Raw genomic sequence first — 17,924 nt, forward strand, 5'->3', positions numbered from 1 at the left:
GTCCTGAGAACGCCCAGGCCAGCGCCTTTCCAGGTCAGACCGGGCGCCCGTGCGCGATCTTCCAGACGGGTGCTCCAGGACCCGGGCAGCGGCACCTGACTAGGTCATCGAGACCCCGCCACCCAAGCGTGGGTCAGGCTGGAGATCGTGGATCTGCACCGCGATATCGTTCGCCTGCTCAGTGAGCAGGTCCGCGTGGTGCGCCTGCTCCCGTTCTACCGAAGAACGAACTTGCCCCGGAGCGAGTTCGATGACAGTCGCAGCTGCGGCGTCGTAGCTCCAAGTCGCTTCCAGGAGCGCAGCCTCTAGCTTTGATCATTTCAGCTTGATGCAGGGCCGCAGCTCCACAATGCCATTCCTGCCCTTCCAGCCCGCCCGCGCGGCTCCACCAGTCAGCATCGCGATACCGCTGTGTCTCCTGTGAGCCGACCCGGCGGAGCCTAAGCACGTGGTCACGCAGCTTGGCCGGTTGTTCTCTCTCCTCAGGATTCTTAGATTCCTGGCGCTGATTCCAGGCAGCCCAGAGGCCGGCCGGACTGCCGAGAGCTCCAAGAAGACCACCGATGGCCAGGAGGACGTTCATGGCCTGGTGCGCATTCCGGCACGGGCTGAACGGAGCAGTATGAGGGACCTCCGGCCGTCCGTGGGGCGTCCGGCGTGATGCGGACGCGCCGGGGGTGGTTTCCTGCTCGTCCCGGCCGCGTACGTCGGCACGTCGATGAGCGCGCCGCGGTGAGGCCGTTTCACATGTTCATCGGGAGGATCTGTGCGTTCGGCGCTGATATGGCTCGTACGGCTGTGCTCGCTCGCGGCGTGGGTCGCGGCCGGCGTCGCTTGCATGTGGCTGTTGGGGGCCACCGCCATGGCCCGGCCCTGGCAGGAACCCTTCGTGTGGGGTGCCGTCGCCGTAGGGTGTGCGGTGGTGCGGGTTGTGGCGCTGTGGGTGCTGCGCGGGGAGCCCAAGGACGACGGGTTCACGGACGAGTTCTGGGTCAAGCTTCGCACCGGTGTCCTCTGGGTCCTCGTCGCGTTCTCCTCCGCCGTGTTCGCCGTCGCTCTCCTTACCTCGTCCAACGCGGGCGACAAGCTCGACGCCCTGCGCGACGCGGGCGCGGAGGTGAGCACCGCGGCGGTCGTGGAACGGCAGTCGACACGACAGGAGTTGAGCGATGGCGTCGTGAAGGGATACGCGTCCCGGCTCGTGGTCTCCGTGCCCGGCGGTGCCGAACGGCTCACCGTGCGCGGTGCTTTCACGCGCGACAAGCCCGGCAAAGGAACCGAGGTCGACGTCCTGTGGGCCCGATCCGATCCCGGTCTCGGCGGTTACGTCAATGAGAGCAAGGACCTGCCCACGCTCGCCGAGAACCGCTGGAAGGCCTTCCAGGACGACGAGTTGGGCATGGGATCGTTGATCGCCTTCATCGTCGTCGCGCTCATCGGCGCGATCCTGACCCCGGTGTTCGCCCTCGTGCCCGACGCCGACGACCTTCAGGAGGTGGCCTGGTCGGCGCCGTTCCAGACCGTGCGCACGGCGCTGACCGTGCTGGTGTTCTGGGGCTGGAGTCCCCTGATGCTGGGGAGCCAGCCGAGCCTTCCGCAGATGCTCGTCGCCGTCGGCAGCTGCTGCCTCGTCCTGCTGGGGTACGTCGCCACCTCGCTCCGCGGCTTCGGCTGACGTACGACGACGCCCTCTCGAATGCGCCAACAAGACAGGCGGCGGCATCAGCAGCCTTACCGTGGGTGCTCAGCCGTCCCAGACCAGATCAGCGGGGCCTTGAGCGGTTGGTGGGTGCCGTCGAGCAGGTGGATGTAGTCGGTCTCGCTGAGCGAGCGGCGCTCGTCCTTGCGGCCGGTATGCGGCGCAGCCGGTAGCACAGGCGGGCGGGCCGGTAGCACAGCAGCCCGGCCACCGAGAGCCGTCCCCGGCTGCGTCCGGACACCTTGACCCTCGGAGTGATGCCGCGTCGGCTCCAAGTGCGCGCCCTTGGGCGGACGGCCGGTCACGCCCGCTTCGTCCTCGAAGCAAATCCACGCCTCCTGCCAGGTCACCTCCCGCCATATGGCGACGGCTTCCTCGTCGCGCTCGGCGGCAGGTCTGTCCGGCACCTGCACGCTGTAGCCCATCCGGTGTAGCAGCCGTGTCACGCCGACCCGTGGAGACCGCGGACATCGTGGTGCCCGCAGCTCACTGCGAGATCGTGCACGAGATCCCGATCAACCGGTAGGCGCACGCTTTTCGAGGGCGGACTGTGTCAGTCCTTTGGCCCGTCGACGGCCGCCGAGTGGTGAGGCGACCAGCCCTACCGTTCCGTAATAGTGGCGGCTCAACCCGATGTGGGCTGCCAGCTCATGGCTGCCGAATGATCATCCCTGGGTCGTCGTTGGGCCGTGCGAGGGTGTCCGAGGCCGGCCAGCGGCGACCGGCAGTGACAGGCGAGTCTCAGCCGCCAATCACGGAACCCCAGGTCACGGCCCCCCACCCATACGCGTTTCCACCCAGGGGTGGCGGTACGGCAAGATGGGGTGTATCTGCCCACTGCCTGATTTCAAGCTGCCGGACGGTTTCTCTTGGCTGAGTTCATTTACACCATGCGCAAGGCGCGCAAAGCGCACGGCGACAAGGTGATCCTCGACGACGTCACCCTGAGCTTCCTTCCGGGTGCCAAGATTGGTGTCGTCGGTCCGAACGGTGCCGGTAAGTCGACCGTTCTGAAGATCATGGCGGGCCTGGAGCAGCCGTCGAACGGTGACGCCTTCCTCACCCCCGGTTACACCGTGGGCATCCTCCTCCAGGAGCCCCCGCTGACCGAGGACAAGACCGTCCTCGAGAACGTCCAGGAGGGTGTTGCCGAGGTCAAGGGCAAGCTCGACCGGTTCAACGAGATCGCCGAGCTGATGGCGACCGACTACTCGGACGCGCTGCTGGACGAGATGGGCAAGCTGCAGGAGCAGCTCGACCACGCCAACGCCTGGGACCTCGACGCCCAGCTGGAGCAGGCCATGGACGCCCTGGGCTGCCCGCCCGGCGACTGGCCCGTGGCGAACCTCTCCGGTGGTGAGAAGCGTCGCGTGGCGCTCTGCAAGCTCCTCCTGGAAGCGCCGGACCTGCTGCTGCTCGACGAGCCCACCAACCACCTCGACGCCGAGTCGGTGAACTGGCTGGAGCAGCACCTCGCCAAGTACGAGGGCACCGTCGTGGCCGTAACCCACGACCGGTACTTCCTCGACAACGTCGCCGGGTGGATCTGCGAGGTCGACCGCGGCCGCCTCCACGGCTACGAGGGCAACTACTCCAAGTACCTGGAGACCAAGCAGGCCCGTCTCAAGGTCGAGGGCCAGAAGGACGCCAAGCGCGCCAAGCGGCTCAAGGAAGAGCTCGAGTGGGTCCGCTCCAACGCCAAGGGGCGGCAGGCCAAGTCCAAGGCGCGTCTCGCCCGGTACGAGGAGATGGCCGCCGAGGCCGACAAGATGCGGAAGCTGGACTTCGAGGAGATCCAGATCCCGCCGGGCCCGCGGCTCGGCAGCATCGTGGTCGAGGTCAACAACCTCAGCAAGGCCTTCGGGGACAAGGTCCTGATCGACGACCTCAGCTTCACGCTGCCGCGTAACGGGATCGTCGGCGTCATCGGTCCGAACGGCGCCGGCAAGACCACGCTCTTCAAGATGATCCAGGGCTTCGAGCAGCCCGACTCCGGCACGATCAAGGTCGGCGAGACCGTCAAGATCTCCTACGTCGACCAGAGCCGCGCGAACATCGACCCGAAGAAGTCGCTGTGGGCCGTCGTGTCCGACGAGCTCGACTACATCAACGTGGGACAGGTGGAGATGCCCTCGCGGGCCTACGTCTCCGCCTTCGGCTTCAAGGGCCCCGACCAGCAGAAGGCGGCCGGTGTCCTCTCCGGTGGTGAGCGCAACCGCCTCAACCTCGCGCTCACCCTCAAGCAGGGCGGCAACCTGCTGCTCCTCGACGAGCCGACCAACGACCTCGATGTGGAGACCCTGTCCTCCCTCGAGAACGCGCTGCTCGAGTTCCCGGGCGCGGCCGTGGTCGTCTCCCACGACCGCTGGTTCCTCGACCGCGTCGCCACGCACATCCTCGCCTACGAGGGCGAGTCGAAGTGGTTCTGGTTCGAGGGCAACTTCGAGTCGTACGAGAAGAACAAGGTCGAGCGGCTCGGCCCGGACGCCGCCCGCCCGCACCGTGCCACCTACAAGAAGCTGACCCGGGGCTGATCGGTCTTGCGGCACATCTACCGCTGCCCGCTGCGCTGGGCGGACATGGACGCGTACGGCCACGTCAACAACGTGGTCTTCCTCCGCTACCTGGAGGAAGCCCGTATCGACTTCCTGTTCCGCCCGGAGAAGGACTTCAAGCAGGGGTCCGTGGTGGCGCGCCACGAGATCGACTACAAGCGGCAGCTCGTCCACCGGCACCGGCCCGTGGACATCGAGCTGTGGGTCACACAGATACGGGCCGCGTCCTTCACCATCACCTACGAGGTGAAGGACGGCGACCAGGTCTACGTCACCGCCTCGACGGTCATAGTGCCGTTCGACTTCGAGGCGCAGCGGCCGCGCCGGATCACCGCCGAGGAGCGTGAGTTCCTGGAGGAGTACCAGGACGACGACAAGGAGGCCGTCGCCGCATGACGGTGCTCCACCTCGCCGACGAGGGGGAGGCGGCGGACCTCGCGGCCTTCCTCTCCCGGCTGCTCCACTACGACCGCGGCGCCGCCGTCCGGCTCCAGGCGGCCGGCACCGCCCTCGCCGTGTTCGGACGGCCGCCCTCCTTCGAGGTGCTGGCCATCCGCGCCGTACGGCTGGCCAAGCCGTACGAGCACGGCCTCGACGTCACGCTCGACGTCACCGTGTCCGCGGGGGAGCTCCTGGAAACCGTGGACGAGGCGGGGGCGACAGCCGCCGTTCCGGGCGCGGTCACCGGGCCGCCGTGGGCCGGGGTGCTGCCGCCGCGCGGCGGGTGGCAGCCCGTGCCGGGGCTGCCGTCACCGGACGCCCTGCGCACGATGGTCGGCGCGGCCGTCGCCGAATTCCGTTCCCGTACGGGTGAGCTGGCGTCCGACGGGCGTACACGCGCCGAGCTCGACCGGATCGGGCGGGACATCTGGTCCCGGTCGGTCGGGGACACCCACCTGCCGGTACGGGCCGTCCACGCCGCCCAGTCACTCGGCTTCCTGCGCCCCGGCGGGCAGTCGGCGGAGGCGGACGTGGGACTGTTCTCCTCGGGGGCCTGGCTCAGGCTGCGGACGCCGTACGGGTCCGTCGCGGTACGGCGGACCGGGCTCGGGGAGCTCGGTCTCAGCGTGCGCTGAGACCGGCCCGAGAGCCTCGCTCCATCATCAGCCCGGCGCGTTCACCATCGACGCCGCCGCGTACGTCAGGTAGTTCCACAGCGTCTCCTCGTGCTCCTCGGAGAGGCCGAGCTCGTCCACGGCGTCACGCATGTGCTTCAGCCAGGCGTCGTGGGCGGCCTGGTCGACGGTGAACGGGGCGTGGCGCATGCGCAGCCGGGGGTGGCCGCGGTTGTCGCTGTACGTCGTGGGGCCGCCCCAGTACTGCATGAGGAACAGCGCCAGGCGCTCCTCGGCCGGGCCCAGGTCCTCCTCGGGATACATGGGCCGCAGGATCGGATCCTCGGCGACTCCCTCGTAGAAACGGTGGACGAGCCGGCGGAAGGTCTCCTCCCCGCCGACCTGCTCGTAGAAGGTCTGCTCCTGAAGCGTGCCGCGCCGAATCTCTTTCACGTCCCCCATGGTCTCAGACCGGGCGACCGAGGACTCAAGGCTTAGGACCACGCCGGTGCTCGCCTCGCGCCGGGTCACGCAGGACAGTGGACATATGGGTACGCACGCTCTCGGCAAGGACAGCAAGGACAGCAAGGGCGACGTGGACGACAGGGGCGAGGGGATCGAGGCCCGCGCCGCCTCGGCCCGCGCCGCACTGGTGCGTGAGATCGAGCTCAGCGGGGCCTTCCGCGCCGATCCGGTGTGGAAGGAGGCCTTCCTCGCGGTCCCGCGCCACCTCTTCGTGCCGTACTACTACGTCGGCGTCGTCGGCGGCTACGAACGCCGCTGGGGCGAGAGTCCCGACCCGCGGGCCCGCGAGCGCTGGGTGGTCGGCGCCTATGCCGACCACCCACTGGCCACGCGGCTGCGCGACGGCGAGCTGGTGTCCTCCAGCAGCCAGCCCTCGCTGATGGCGATGATGCTGGCCGAGCTGCGGGTCGAGGAGGGCGACCGGGTCCTGGAGATCGGCGCCGGCACCGGCTACAACGCGGCGCTGCTGGCGCACCGCCTCGGCGACGACAACGTCACCACCGTCGACCTGGACCCGGAGATCACCGAGTCCGCGCGCCGGCACCTCGCCGACGCCGGGTACCACCCCACCGTCGTCACCGGCGACGGCGCCCGCGGAGTGCCCGAACGCGCCCCCTTCGACCGGATCATCGCGACCTGCACCCTGCCGTCGATCCCACCCGCCTGGATTGCCCAGTGCCGTCCCGGCGCCCGGATCCTGAGCCCGCTCGCCACCGGCCTGATCGCGCTGACGGTACGGGACGCCGGGCACGCGGAGGGGCGCTTCCTGCACACGCCCGCCTACTTCGTACCGCTGCGCGGCGGCGGCCGCCCCGAGCGGGATCCGGCCTCACTGGCGGGGGTGCCGCGCCGGGCCAGGGAGCACGAGCGGTTCCGGTTCCTGCTGGCGCTCACCCGCGGCAGCCTCGATCCGCAGGAGGCGTACGCGCTGTGGGAGCGCGAGGGCATGCCCCAGCGTGAGCGGTACGGCATCACGGTCGTCGGCGACCGCGAGTGGGCGTGGCTGGACGACCCTGAGGGGCCCTACGTGTGGCCCCTCAGGTGACGCCGTTCAAGGCGAGTACTAGCCCCGGTGGATCGTGATCGTCGTCCAGGCGCCCACGTGTACGCGGTCGCCGTCCTGCAGCGGGACCGGGACGAACGGCTGGATCGGTTCTTCCCCGTTGTTGACCGTCGTACCGTTCGTCGAGTTCTGGTCGACGACCGCCCAGCTGCCGTCCGGCTGCTGGACGAGCACCGCGTGCTGGTGCGAGACGCCCGGGTCCTCCGGCGGCACCGACAGGTCGATGTCGGGGGTCTCGCCGGTGGAGTGGCGGCGGCGGCCGATGGTGATCTGGTTGCCCCTGAGGGCACGCTGCTGCTCCGGTGAGTACGCGGGCAGGTTCAGGCCCGCGGCCTCGGGGCCGGAGCGCTGCATCATCGCCATGAAGTACGCGCGGTCCGGGCCGATGGTCGCCGTCCAGGTGCCGCCGCCCTGCTGGGGGTAGCCGGGGCCGGGCGGGGCCTGGGTGGAGCCGGGCTGGGGGTAGCCGTAGCCGCCGCCCTGGCCGGGGCCGCCGGACGTGGCGCCGGGCTGCGGGTAGCCGTAGCCCCCGCCCTGGCCGGGGCCGCCGGACGGCGGGGAGATCACCCAGTCGTCGTCACCGCCACCGAAGGACGGACCGGACGGACCACCCTGCGGTGGTCGGCCGGTCTCCTGCGGGAACCCGGGCGGGGCGGGCGGAGCGGACTGCTGGAACGCCTGCGGGGGCCTGCCCGCCGTGGCACCGGGGCCGGGCGGAGGCGGACCCGGACGTGAAGGGTCGGCACCGAAGCCGCCGGCGGGGCCGCCGGGCTGCGGGAAGCCGTATCCGGAGGGACCGGGCTGACCGGGCTGACCGGGACGACCGGGCGGGTTCGGTCCGCCAGGCCCACCGGGGCCGCCAGGCCCACCGGGACCCGCGGGGCCGCCGCCGAAGCCGGGCGGGCCAGGCTGATTCGGGCCGCCGGGACCACCGGGACCACCGCCAGGCCCACCGGGACCCCCACGGCCGCCGCCGAAGCCGGGCGGACCAGGCTGGTTCGGCCCACCAGGACCGCCGCCGGGACCGGACGGACCACCACCGAATCCGGGCGGGCCGGGCGGACCGGACGGGTTGTGACCACCGGGGCCGCCAGGGCCGCCAGGGCCGCCGGGACCACCGGGGCCGCCGCCGAAGCCGGGCGGGCCAGGCTGGTTCGGCCCACCAGGACCGCCGCCGGGCCCCGAGGGACCACCAAATCCGGGCGGGCCGGACGGGTTGGGGCCGCCAGGCCCACCAGGCCCCGACTGCCCACCCCCGAATCCGGGCGGCCCGGACTGCCGGGACGGCTCACCGCCGAACGGAGGGATCGGTTCGGCAGGCCGGTTCACCTGGGACGGACGCGAGCCCTGGTAGTCGAACGAGTCACCGCCGCCGTACGAAGGGCCGGCCGGCCCACCCGGACCGGGACCCTGACCGGGCCCCTGCGGGAAGCGCGGCCCGCCAGGACCACCAGGTCCACCCGGCCCGCCCGGACCACCCGCGCCGCCAGGCCCCGGCCCCGGAGGCCGAGGTGCCGCAGGGGTGTACGACGTCGCCGTGTTCGTCAGGAAGTTCCACCGGCACTCCTCGCAGAACGGCGCGCCGCCCTCACGGGGCGTGCGGCACTGCGGGCAGAGCTCCGGCTCGTGCTGGCCGCCGGGCGCACCGCCGGGGCCGGGGGGCGGGAAGCCGTAGCCACCGCCGGGAGGCGGGGGCGGCGGCGGGGGTACGGCACCGGCCATGCGGTGACCGCAGACCTCGCACCAGTCGTCGGAACCCGACTGGTGTCCGTTCGGGCAGGTCGGCATGTCGGCGCTTCCCCCTCTCCTTACCGGCCGGTTCGACCGGATTTTTACCAACCCCAAGGGGTCGGGCTCGCAGCTGCTTACGTCACTTCTTTACACGAACAGTCTTTGTCGACCGGGTTTCGAGAGTCATCTCGTCGGCCTCCGCGACCTTCGCCTTCAGTCGCACAGTACCTGTCGCGGCGTCGACCACGTCCACCACCTTCGCAAGCAGTTTCGCAGTATCGGCGTTCCCCGAAGCACTGGCGAGCTGAACGGCCCGGCCCAGTTTGGCCGTCGCCGCCTCGACTTCTCCCGCTTTGCGCAGATCGAGGCCCTGTTGGATGACCTGTGCCAGTTCGGCCTGGCCGGTGTAGTGGGCGACCTGGGGGCTGATCGACGTCGAGGCGACCATGTCCTCGGTCCACACGGCCCGTACGAGACCCTGCGCGCCGAGGCTCTGGGCGCTGCCCCCAGGCTGCGGAATGATCAGCGAGACGCGAGCGGCGAGCATCTCCTGGCCGATGTTCGCGGCCGGTACCTCCACGCAGACGTGGTAGTCACGGGACTCATCGCCCCAGGAACCGGTGGGGTAGTCGCCGGCGCGGGGGCCTGCCTCTGTGCGGCGGTCGGTCAGTTCCACGACCGTGGGTGCGACCTGCTTGACGAATTTGATCGTCGTGCCGACCGGCGTCCACAGCCGCAGGGCGACGTCGGCGACCTCCTTGCCCATCGCCGTCTCCATCATCCCCGTGAAGTCTGCGGCGAGGCCGGCCGGGTCGGCGACGATGTCGGCGGTGCCGAGCAGCGAGGACGCGATGGTTGTGACTTCTTTCACTTCCCAGTCGGTGCCCACTCCCCGTGCGTCGCAGGTGAAACGCCCGGCACACGCGTCCAGGGCCGCCTTGAGGTCCTGCGGCGACTCGTGCTCGTTGCGGCCGTCGGTGAGCAGGATGCCGTGGCGGATGGCGACGTCCGCCGAGGACAGCAGGCGGTCGGCGAGGCGCAGCCAGGTGCCGATGGCCGTACCGCCGCCGGCGCTGAGCCTGCGCAGGGCGTCCTTGGCCTGATCGCGGGTGGTGGCGTCGGCGACGGCGAGACGGCCGCCGCCCGGGTAGACCTCCTTGGCGACGTGCGTGCCGCCGATCACCGCGAAGTGCACACCGTCGCGGAGGGTGTCGATCGCGGCGGCGGTGGCGTCGCGGGCGTTGCGCATCTTGGTCGCCGGGTAGTCCATCGAGCCCGAACAGTCGACCATGATCGCCACGGCCGCGTCCGGGCCCTGGCCGGGCGCGTACAAGTGGGGTGCCGCGACGGCACTGCCGACGGTGCCGCCGCCGGTGGCGGTCACCGTGACGATCGCGTTGACCTCGCGGCCGCCCTCCGGCAGGTACTCGTTCTGGTACACGTCCACCGAGAACTGCGGCACGTTCGACTTCGAAAAATTGGCCATGCCTACTCAAATCCCCCTCAGAAACTCCACGTTCGGCGGAGTGATGACGGTGGACGGACCGGTCCCCTCCGGTCCGTCGCGTTGTCCCCTTTTCTGTCGCCTCAGGCGGATCCTGCCCCCTGCGGCGGGGGCGGGAACGGCAGGACGGCCACTGTTACGTTGTCGTGGCCCCCGCCGTCCAGGGCGCGGCCGACGAGGACCCGGGCGCTGTGCAGGGGGTGGGCGGCGGCGTCCAGGGGGACGGCGTCCGCCATCTCCTCGGCCGCCTCCGCGTAGTTCCACAGGCCGTCGGTGCACACGATCACCACACCCGGCCGGTCGGGCTTGAAGGAAGCGGTGTGCGGCTCCAGTTCGTACGCGTCCGCGCCGAGCCAGCCGGTGATGGCGTGGGCACGCTCGTCGGCGTAGGCCTCCGCCTCGCTCATCAGGCCGGCCGCCACCATCTGCGCCGCCCACGAGTCGTCCTCGGTGAGCCGGGCGGGGGGTGCGGTGCGGTCGAGCGGTACCCAGTAGGCGCGGCTGTCGCCGACCCAGCCGACGACGAGGAGTCCCGCGCTGACGACCGCGCCGACGAGGGTGCAGGCGGGAGCGTTCTGGTGCGGGGCGTGCTCGCGGGCCGTGGCGGGCTCGTCGGCCAGCGCGTTGACGGCGTGCGAGGCGGCGACGATCGCCTCGTGCATGGCCTGCTGGGGGTGGGTGCCGTGCGGCAGGGCGGCCAGCAGCGACTCGCTCGCCGCCCGTGACGCCGCGAGCGAGGCGTCGTCCGGGCGGGTCGCCGAGGACACGCCGTCGCAGACGATCGCCAGGACCGCGGGCGAGCCGTCGGGGAGGGTGGTGTTGCCGAGGGCGAAGGCGTCCTCGTTGCGGTGGTGGCGCAGGCCGCGGTCGCTGACCGCGGCCACCGGGCCGAACTCCTGCTCCATGTGGTCCCGTTCCCGTGGCTGGGCGTGTCCGCAGTTCTCGCAGTACCCGTCGTCGTCGACCCGTCCCGCCCGGCACGCCACGCACACCGTGGTCTCCCCGGCGGGCACCGCGACCTCGGCGGCCACGCGCGGATCGGGTGCCTGCAACGGATACTCCTCGGGCTCCGGTGCCCGGTCGAACCGCACACCGGTGGGCGGGGTGGCGCCGACACCCGCCGGGACGGGGGAACCCACGGCCGGTGACACCGGTGACACCGGTGACACCGGGGACGCGGCGGGCGGCGGTGGTGGGACGGGCGCCTGCGTCGGTACATGCGGCGGCGCCGGCATCTCGTCCGGACGCGGCGGCACGGCGGACAGGTCGTATCCGCACGCGCCGCAGAAGCGGTCGCCCGACTCGAGCGGCTCCTCGCAGCTCGGGCACTTCGACAGGGCGGCCTGTTGGGGCATCTGGGACATCAACTACACCCACGTCCGGGGGCGGTAACGGTTGGCACGTTCCACCAGGTCGATTCTCTCCTCACCGCCGGTCGCCAGCCGCGCCAGCGTGCGGTACGAACGCTCCAGGCCGAACCGCAGGCCGCGCTCGTCAAGTCCGCTGCCGAGCAGCGTCCGCCCCCCGGCGGCGGTGGGGACGGAACCCTGGCTACCGGACAGTATCCAGTCCAGGGCGGAGCCGAGAACCTCGGTCGACAGCTGTTCGCGCCGTCTCGGGTCGAGACCGTACGCGTCCAGCGCCTCCACCTGCGCCGCCGCGGCGGTCAGGTCCTCCAGGAACGGTACGTCGGACGCGAGCGCCGTGCGCTGCCGCAGCCGGGCGCGCACCGCGGCCACGCGGGCGGCGGTGTAGTGGATCGACGACTCCGGAACCGACTCCAGCGTCCGTACGGCACCCTGCCGGTCCCCGGCCGCGAGCTGGACGCGGGCCAGCCCGAAGGCCGCGCTCACATAGCTCGGGTCGGTCGACCACACCAGGCGGTAGTACTCGGCGGCGTTGTCGAGTTGACCGAGCACCTCCGCGCACAGGCCGAGCGCCAGCTTCGGCGCGGGCTCACCCGGGAAGGCGTCGTAGATCGCGTCGAAGGAGAGCGCGGAGCCCTCGTGGTCGCCGGTGACCAGCGCCGTCACGCCCCGGTACCAGACCACGCGCCAGTCGTCGGGCCGCTCCTCCTCCAACTCGGCCAGCGAGCGCAGCCCGGCCCCGAAGTCGCCGTTCTCCAGCAGGGCGCGGACCTGCCGCAGCCGCGTCTCGACCGACGAGGTCGGCGCCGCGGCGAGCGCACCTAGCAGCTCGGCGGGCGCGGAGGTCATCAGGCCCGCGAGGAAACCGGCGTTGGGGTCGGCCGGGTCCACCAGCGGCACGGGCAACGCGAGGGACGCGGCGGGGGAGTCGACGGGCCTGACGAGGTTCGCCGCACCAGGAGCGGACAGCGCGACCTGTTCCCGCGCGGGCACCGCCCGTGCCCCCAGCCGCGACACCTCCCCGTCCAGCACCGGGAACAGCTCCGCGTCCGTGACCTTGGTCTCGGGCCCGAACAGCGTCGACAGCGCGGGCCGCGCCCGCCCGGTCTGGAGCGACACCACCTCGCGCAGGACACCCGTCAGCTGCTCCGCCATCTCCTGCGCGGAGGCGAACCGGCGGGCCGGGTCGGGGTCGGTGGCGCGGACCAGCAGACGGTAGAAGGACTCGTACTGGCGGAAGACGTCGATGTTGTCGGGGTCGGGCAGGGAGTCGACGAAGACGTTCGTGTAGCCCTGGAAGTCGAAGGTGAGGACCGCGAGGGTGCGGCCGACGGTGTAGAGGTCGCTCGCCACCGACGGGCCGACCTCCGCGACCTCCGGCGCCTGGTAGCCGACCGTGCCGTAGATGGCCGACTCCTCGTCGTCCATCCTGCGCACCGCGCCCATGTCGATCAGCTTGAGCTGGTCCTCGGTCTGGATCGCGTTGTCGACCTTGAAGTCGCAGTACAGCAGGTTGCGGCTGTGCAGGTGACCGAGGGCCTCAAGGGCCTCGATGCCGTACGCGCACGCCTGCTCCACCGGCAGCGGGTCGCGCTTGCCGCCCTCGGTGCGGCGGGCGTTGGCGATCTCCTTCAGGGACTTGCCGCCGACGTACTCCATGACGATGTACCCGTCCAGCGAACCCGTCCGCTGGTCGAGGTGCTCCACGAAGTTGTAGATCCGCACGATGTTGGCGTGCTCGATCTCGGCGAGGAAGCGCCGCTCGGAGATCGCCGCCTCCATCGCGTCCTGGTCACCGGTGTCCAACAGGCCCTTGAGGACCACCCAGCGGTCGGAGACGGCTCGGTCGACGGCGAGGTAGACCCAGCCCAGACCGCCGTGCGCCAGACAGCCCACGACCTCGTACTGGCCGTGCACCACGTCGCCGGCCGCCAGCTTCGGGACGAAGGAGTAGGGGTGACCGCACTTCGTGCAGAAGCCCTCCGTACGCCCCGGCCGCTCCCCGCGCGCCCGGCCCACCGGCGCGCCGCAGTCGGAGCGCGAACAGAACCGCTTGCGCTCGGGCACCTCCGGGTTGTCCAGGACCATCGCGCGCGGGTCGGGCCGCGGCACCTGCGGGACCGTGACCAGGCCGGCGCCCAGCCGCGCCCGCCCCGAGGAGCCCGCCGACGAACCGGAGCTGCGCACCGACACCGAACGGCCCGTGGAGCGCCCCGACGAGGAGCGCGAGAGGCGCCCCGACACCGAGCGGCGCGACTTCGACGACTGCGACGACGTACGGGAACTGCGGACGCTGGAGCGGGAGCTGCTGCCCGAGCCCTTGCCGCCGCCGGTGATCCCGGTCGGGGGCGACGAGACCATCCCCGTCGGGCTGACGACCGGCGCCAGACCGCAGGTGTCGCAGTACAGCTCGCCGCCGCCCACGTCCTCGTACGACCCGTCGCAGCCCGGCCGCTGACACTTCTGGCCTGCCTGACTCATGTCCCCTGCTCCCCCCTGCGGTCCTCGGGACCGCCCTGCTCCGGCACGCGCGGGGCGCCGAGCAGTTCGGCGGCCGCGTGCTGGTAGCGCAGCACGGCCTGCTCGGCGACGCGCAGGTCGCAGGGCGCGCTCCACAGCATGCGGCGCGCCGCGTCGTACCGCTCCACCAGGAACGGGTCCTCGGCGAGCCCGTGCCGGGCGACCTTCGCCTTGTACGCGTCGAGGCGGCCGCGCAGCTCGGCGCGGACCGCGAGCGGTGCGGTGACCGCGGTCAACGACTCGCGGGCGCGCAGCAGTTCGTCCTCCGCCTTCTGCTCCAGCGACTCGAGCAGTGGGGACAAGCGGTGCCACTGGGCGTGACGGCGGTACTCGGCGGCCGTCGACAGCTGCTCCTGGAGCACGGTCGGCGGCCCGCTGACGACCGGCACCTCCGTCGCCGCGATCTTGGCCAGGACCTCGCCACGCGCGGTGCGCGCCTCGGCGAGCGTGCGGTCCGCGCGGGAGAGCACGTCCCGCAGCTTGACCAGCCGCTGCTCAGCGTCCTGACGAACCGTCAGTACCGCGTCGATCTCCCGGCGTACGTCCTCCAGGGCGCGCGCCTCACGGTCGTACACCGTGGTGTCGGGCCGGCCGCCGCCCGGGGCCGAACTGCCCTGCGCGGGGACCCAGTAGGCGAGCGGGTCGGACACCACCTGCTCGCGCAGGGACGTCAGGGTGCGCGTGATGCGCTCCAGGTCGTCGCCCGCCGGATGCTCACCGGGGCGCACTCCGACGGAGTGGGCGAGCCGACGGGTGCGCTGGAGCTCCGCGGCCAGTAAATCGATCCGCGCGGGCAGCGCCGACCACACGGCGTCGGCGGCGACCACCATGTCCAGCGAGGACGCGTACAGCTCGTTCATCCGCTCCACCAGCGTGACGAGCGAGAAGGTGTGGCTGAGCCGGGCGGTGCCGTGCAGCGTCGGGGCGTTCGCCGTGGCGGCCGCGGAGTCCGCGACCGTGACGGACTCACCGCGCAGCAGCTCCGTCAGCTCCACCAGGTCCTCCCGACTGGACCAGCGGCGCCGCGCGCGGATGTCACGGGCGGAGCGCAACGCGCCGGTGTACGCGTCGAAGTACGCCCACAGCAGCGTGATCGACGCCTCCGCGGCCGTCCAGCGCTCTCTGGTGACACCCGTGAGCTCGGCCCCCTCGAGCAGTCTGCGGCCCGCGTGGTCCTGCAGGGCGAGCAGCGAGGTCTCGATCGCCTCGTGCTCCGCGCCGAGCCGTGCGAGCGCACGGTCCACCTCGTCCCGGTCCATCACCGGCCCGGCGGGGTCCGTGACGCCCATCGATCACCTCTCGCTGCTGTGTGGGTTGTTGGGGGGCTCCGCTGTTGATCGACGTTTCGTCAGCTCGTGTGCAGGTACTCCGGGACGGGCGGCTTCGACGCCGTCGCATCCCGGCCCAGTGTCGCCGACAACCACGTGTCGTACGACGCCTGCCAGCCGTTCGCGCGGTACTCCACCAGGATCTGATTGACCCGGCGTACCAGATCGTCGGCGTCCTTCTTCATCGCCACGCCGTAGTACTCGGTGGTGAAGGCCTTGCCCTTCAGTTCGACCGTCGGGTCCTGCGCGGCCTGGCTCGCCGCGAGCGCGCCGTCGTTGACCACCGCGTCGGCCTCCCCGAGTTGCAGCCTGACCAGGCAGTCGAGCTGGTTGGGGACGGGGGGAATGATGTCGACGGAGGCGGGGACCGCGCCCGTCTCTTTGTCCTTCTTCAGTTTCAGGTACGCCGTCGAACCGGCCGCCGTGCAGACCTTCTTGTCGGCCAGGGTGTCGTCGTAGCCCTTGATCGTCGAGGACTTGGGTGCCAGGACCGTCTGGCCGGTCCTGAAGTACGGCGCGGAGAAGGCGACCTTGTCCGCGCGGTCACAGGTGATGGTCATCGCGCGGACGACCATGTCGACGCGGCCGTCCTGGATCGCCGGGATGCGCTGGTTGGTGGGGATGGCCTTGAACTGGACCGCCTTCGGGTCGCCGAGGATCTCCTGGGCGATCCGGTGGACCAGGTCGATGTCGAAGCCCTCCAGTTCTGCGTCCGCCCTGTTGGGGTCGCGGTAGCCCCAGCGATAGCTGTTCAGGTCGACGCCGACGATGAGCTTGCGCTTCTCGCCCTTGCGGTTCTTGATGTCGGTGATCGTGGGCCCGTCCGCGCCCGACGGCGCCAGCGTCTGCTTCTCCGGTGCCTTGCAGGTGGTGTCCGCGGCATGGGTGCCCGTGGCGGCGCCCGGGCCGCCGGCGCCGGTGCTGCCGTCGCCGGAGGACCGGGCCTGCGGCAGCAGCAGGACGAAGGCCAGCGCGAGGGCGCAGACGACCGCCATCGCGCCCACTCCGCCCCAGCCCTTCAGGCCGGCCCGCACCCGTCGCACATGCATCGTCACGCCCCCTTTCACCGGTACTCCGAAAGCCTGCGCCCGATGCCGAGGACGGCGCCCGCCGCGCCCAGGACGGCGAGGACGGCGGCGCCCAGCGGCAGCCCGCCCATCGCGTCCAGGCCGTCACCGGCCGCCTTCCTGAACTCGTTCTGCTCGTGGGTCAGCGCCGTCGCCAGGTTGTCGTCGACGCTGTCGAAGCACTCGCCGGTCGCGCCCTTGGCGCCGATCACCTTGGCGAGCGCCTGCTGGTAGTTGCCGTTCTCGTCCTCTTCGCGGGCCGTGGCGTGGCGCTTCTTCCACTCCGTCATGTTGCCGACGGCGGCCGTCACCGGCTTCTCGCCCGCCTGGTCGTCGGCGAGCTTCTCCGCCTGGGCGAGGCCCTTGCCGAGGGCCGCCATGTCCTGGGTGAAGTCGTGGTCGTAGGCGTCGACGGTGCTGTCGCCGACCTTGACCGTCTCGGCGCCGCGGGCGACCAGCGTGAGGTTCTCGTTGCCGCGGGCCTTGAGGGAGGCGATGCGGGCGTCGTGCAGGACGTTGAGGGAGCGCACGCCGTGGTCGTAGGAGTCGTTCAGGCCGGCGCGGGCGACGCTGTGGCCGACGACCAGCCAGAGCAGGACGACGGTGGCGGTGGCCGTGGCCGCGACCAGACCGTGGTTCAGGACGCGGTTGGTACGGCGGTAGTTGCGGTGCTGGGCCCAGGCGAGCGCGGCGAGGGTGAGGACGCCGAGGGCGATGGCCGCCCAGGGGTAGGGCGTGGCGTCCGCGTAGTCGGACTCCAGGCGCTGGTTCTCCTTCGTGTAGAGATCCTGCGCGGCCGGGAGCATCTCCTTCTGCATCTTCTCGTTCGCGTACCGCAGATAGGCGCCGCCGACCGGGAAGCCCTGCCGGTTGTAGGTCCGGGCGCGCTCCACCAGGCCCTTGTACTCCGGCAGCAGTTTGTTGAGCTTCGTGATGGTGGCCGCGGAGGGGGAGCCGTCGTCGGAGTTGTTGGCTGCCGTGACGAGCTTCGCGGCGGCCTTGTCGATGTCCTCCTCGTACCGCTTGCGCGATGCGGGGTTCTCCTGGCCGCCGGCGAGGAAGCCGCTGGAGGCGGCGGTGTTGGCGTCGGCGAGCGAGCGGTAGATGTCGGCGGCGGCGGCGCTGAGCGGCTGGCTCTTGTGCAGGACGTCGTCGGCGGCCGCCGTTCTGTCCGTCATCTGCCAGGCGGTGACCGAGCCGAAGGCGACGACGAGGAGGGCCAGAAGAGCGCCGATGATGCGGAGCCGGCCCGGCTCGGTCGTCGCGGCGCTGCGGAGCTGGTCGATGCCCTCCGCGAACGCGGTACGGCGGGGTGGCGGGGGCTGGCTGCCATTGGCCGTCGGCGTGCCGGGGGCGCCGGGGATGACGGGCGGGCCCGGCTGCGACGGGACGGCCGGGATCGTGGGCACGCCGGTTCCCGGTGGTGCCGCGCTGCTCTTCGGCGGGTGTGTCACCTTGACCTCCCCCATGGTCATCTGTCGCCGCAAGTATCGCTGGCGGGACCCATATC

Annotated in this window: 13 protein-coding genes and 2 pseudogenes; 6 read left to right on the forward strand and 9 right to left on the reverse strand. The window is 71.4% G+C overall.

Features of this window, described 5'->3' with window-relative positions; all coding sequences use genetic code 11:
• The first annotated feature begins 766 nt into the window (after positions 1-766).
• A complete protein-coding gene (locus tag AC067M_RS37105; protein WP_478701426.1) occupies positions 767-1,675 on the forward strand; it encodes a hypothetical protein in 909 nt (302 codons plus the stop codon).
• Between the two features lie 65 nt (positions 1,676-1,740).
• Here AC067M_RS37105 and AC067M_RS37110 read toward each other — a convergent pair.
• Positions 1,741-2,148, reverse strand: a pseudogene (locus AC067M_RS37110) (winged helix-turn-helix domain-containing protein); the annotation flags it as partial.
• Here AC067M_RS37110 and AC067M_RS37115 point away from each other — a divergent pair.
• The 4 genes and pseudogenes from AC067M_RS37115 to AC067M_RS37130 form a co-directional block, all read left to right on the forward strand.
• A pseudogene (locus AC067M_RS37115) lies at positions 2,148-2,225 on the forward strand (GntR family transcriptional regulator); the annotation flags it as partial. The pseudogenes AC067M_RS37110 and AC067M_RS37115 sit on opposite strands and share 1 nt — an antisense overlap.
• Before the next feature lie 343 nt (positions 2,226-2,568).
• Complete coding sequence (gene ettA, locus AC067M_RS37120) at positions 2,569-4,233, forward strand: energy-dependent translational throttle protein EttA (protein ID WP_478701427.1); 1,665 nt, start codon at positions 2,569-2,571, stop codon at positions 4,231-4,233.
• 6 nt (positions 4,234-4,239) lie between these two features.
• A complete protein-coding gene (locus AC067M_RS37125; protein ID WP_478701428.1) occupies positions 4,240-4,650 on the forward strand; it encodes an acyl-CoA thioesterase in 411 nt (136 codons plus the stop codon).
• Positions 4,647-5,330 (forward strand): DUF8185 domain-containing protein, encoded by a 684-nt coding sequence (locus tag AC067M_RS37130; protein ID WP_478701429.1) that lies wholly within the window; start codon positions 4,647-4,649, stop codon positions 5,328-5,330. The genes AC067M_RS37125 and AC067M_RS37130 overlap by 4 nt, the downstream gene beginning before the upstream one ends.
• A 27-nt stretch (positions 5,331-5,357) precedes the next feature.
• Here AC067M_RS37130 and AC067M_RS37135 read toward each other — a convergent pair whose 3' ends face one another.
• Positions 5,358-5,771 (reverse strand): globin, encoded by a 414-nt coding sequence (locus AC067M_RS37135; RefSeq protein ID WP_478701430.1) that lies wholly within the window; start codon positions 5,769-5,771, stop codon positions 5,358-5,360.
• Between the two features lie 85 nt (positions 5,772-5,856).
• Between AC067M_RS37135 and AC067M_RS37140 the strand changes: the two genes are divergently transcribed.
• Complete coding sequence (locus AC067M_RS37140; RefSeq protein ID WP_478701431.1) at positions 5,857-6,879, forward strand: methyltransferase domain-containing protein; 1,023 nt, start codon at positions 5,857-5,859, stop codon at positions 6,877-6,879.
• A gap of 18 nt (positions 6,880-6,897) precedes the next feature.
• On the opposite strand, the gene AC067M_RS37145 is transcribed toward AC067M_RS37140, so the two are convergent.
• The 7 genes from AC067M_RS37145 to AC067M_RS37175 all read right to left on the reverse strand — a co-directional run bounded on the left by AC067M_RS37145 (position 6,898) and on the right by AC067M_RS37175 (position 17,868).
• A complete protein-coding gene (locus tag AC067M_RS37145) occupies positions 6,898-8,685 on the reverse strand; it encodes an FHA domain-containing protein (RefSeq protein ID WP_478701432.1) in 1,788 nt (595 codons plus the stop codon).
• 82 nt (positions 8,686-8,767) lie between these two features.
• Positions 8,768-10,114 carry a vWA domain-containing protein gene (locus AC067M_RS37150; protein WP_478701433.1) on the reverse strand — a complete coding sequence of 449 codons (1,347 nt, stop codon included), beginning with the start codon at positions 10,112-10,114 and terminating at the stop codon, positions 8,768-8,770.
• 101 nt (positions 10,115-10,215) lie between these two features.
• The gene (locus AC067M_RS37155) at positions 10,216-11,496 is read right to left on the reverse strand and encodes a PP2C family protein-serine/threonine phosphatase (RefSeq protein ID WP_478701434.1); all 1,281 of its coding nucleotides are present in this window, start codon (positions 11,494-11,496) and stop codon (positions 10,216-10,218) included.
• A gap of 3 nt (positions 11,497-11,499) precedes the next feature.
• Positions 11,500-13,980, reverse strand: a complete 2,481-nt coding sequence (locus tag AC067M_RS37160; protein ID WP_478701435.1) for a serine/threonine-protein kinase — start codon at positions 13,978-13,980, stop codon at positions 11,500-11,502.
• Positions 13,977-15,308 carry a hypothetical protein gene (locus AC067M_RS37165; protein WP_478701436.1) on the reverse strand — a complete coding sequence of 444 codons (1,332 nt, stop codon included), beginning with the start codon at positions 15,306-15,308 and terminating at the stop codon, positions 13,977-13,979. Before AC067M_RS37165 ends, AC067M_RS37160 begins: the two co-directional genes overlap by 4 nt.
• A gap of 59 nt (positions 15,309-15,367) precedes the next feature.
• Positions 15,368-16,396: a glutamate ABC transporter substrate-binding protein gene (locus AC067M_RS37170; protein WP_478701437.1), complete on the reverse strand. Its 1,029-nt coding sequence runs from the start codon at positions 16,394-16,396 to the stop codon at positions 15,368-15,370.
• Between the two features lie 14 nt (positions 16,397-16,410).
• Positions 16,411-17,868, reverse strand: coding sequence for a hypothetical protein (locus tag AC067M_RS37175; protein ID WP_478701438.1), 1,458 nt, complete (start codon positions 17,866-17,868; stop codon positions 16,411-16,413).
• Positions 17,869-17,924: the final 56 nt, after the last annotated feature.

The sequence above is a fragment of the Streptomyces sp. NPDC043427 genome, assembly GCF_056436655.1.

Coding starts and splice junctions, on each gene's coding strand:
- AC067M_RS37130 (WP_478701429.1), top strand. CDS start 4,647: ATGACGGTGCTCCACCTCGCCGACGAGGGGGAGGCGGCGGACCTCGCG.
- AC067M_RS37135 (WP_478701430.1), bottom strand. CDS start 5,771: ATGGGGGACGTGAAAGAGATTCGGCGCGGCACGCTTCAGGAGCAGACC.
- AC067M_RS37140 (WP_478701431.1), top strand. CDS start 5,857: ATGGGTACGCACGCTCTCGGCAAGGACAGCAAGGACAGCAAGGGCGAC.
- AC067M_RS37145 (WP_478701432.1), bottom strand. CDS start 8,685: ATGCCGACCTGCCCGAACGGACACCAGTCGGGTTCCGACGACTGGTGC.
- AC067M_RS37150 (WP_478701433.1), bottom strand. CDS start 10,114: ATGGCCAATTTTTCGAAGTCGAACGTGCCGCAGTTCTCGGTGGACGTG.
- AC067M_RS37155 (WP_478701434.1), bottom strand. CDS start 11,496: ATGTCCCAGATGCCCCAACAGGCCGCCCTGTCGAAGTGCCCGAGCTGC.
- AC067M_RS37160 (WP_478701435.1), bottom strand. CDS start 13,980: ATGAGTCAGGCAGGCCAGAAGTGTCAGCGGCCGGGCTGCGACGGGTCG.
- AC067M_RS37165 (WP_478701436.1), bottom strand. CDS start 15,308: ATGGGCGTCACGGACCCCGCCGGGCCGGTGATGGACCGGGACGAGGTG.
- AC067M_RS37170 (WP_478701437.1), bottom strand. CDS start 16,396: ATGCATGTGCGACGGGTGCGGGCCGGCCTGAAGGGCTGGGGCGGAGTG.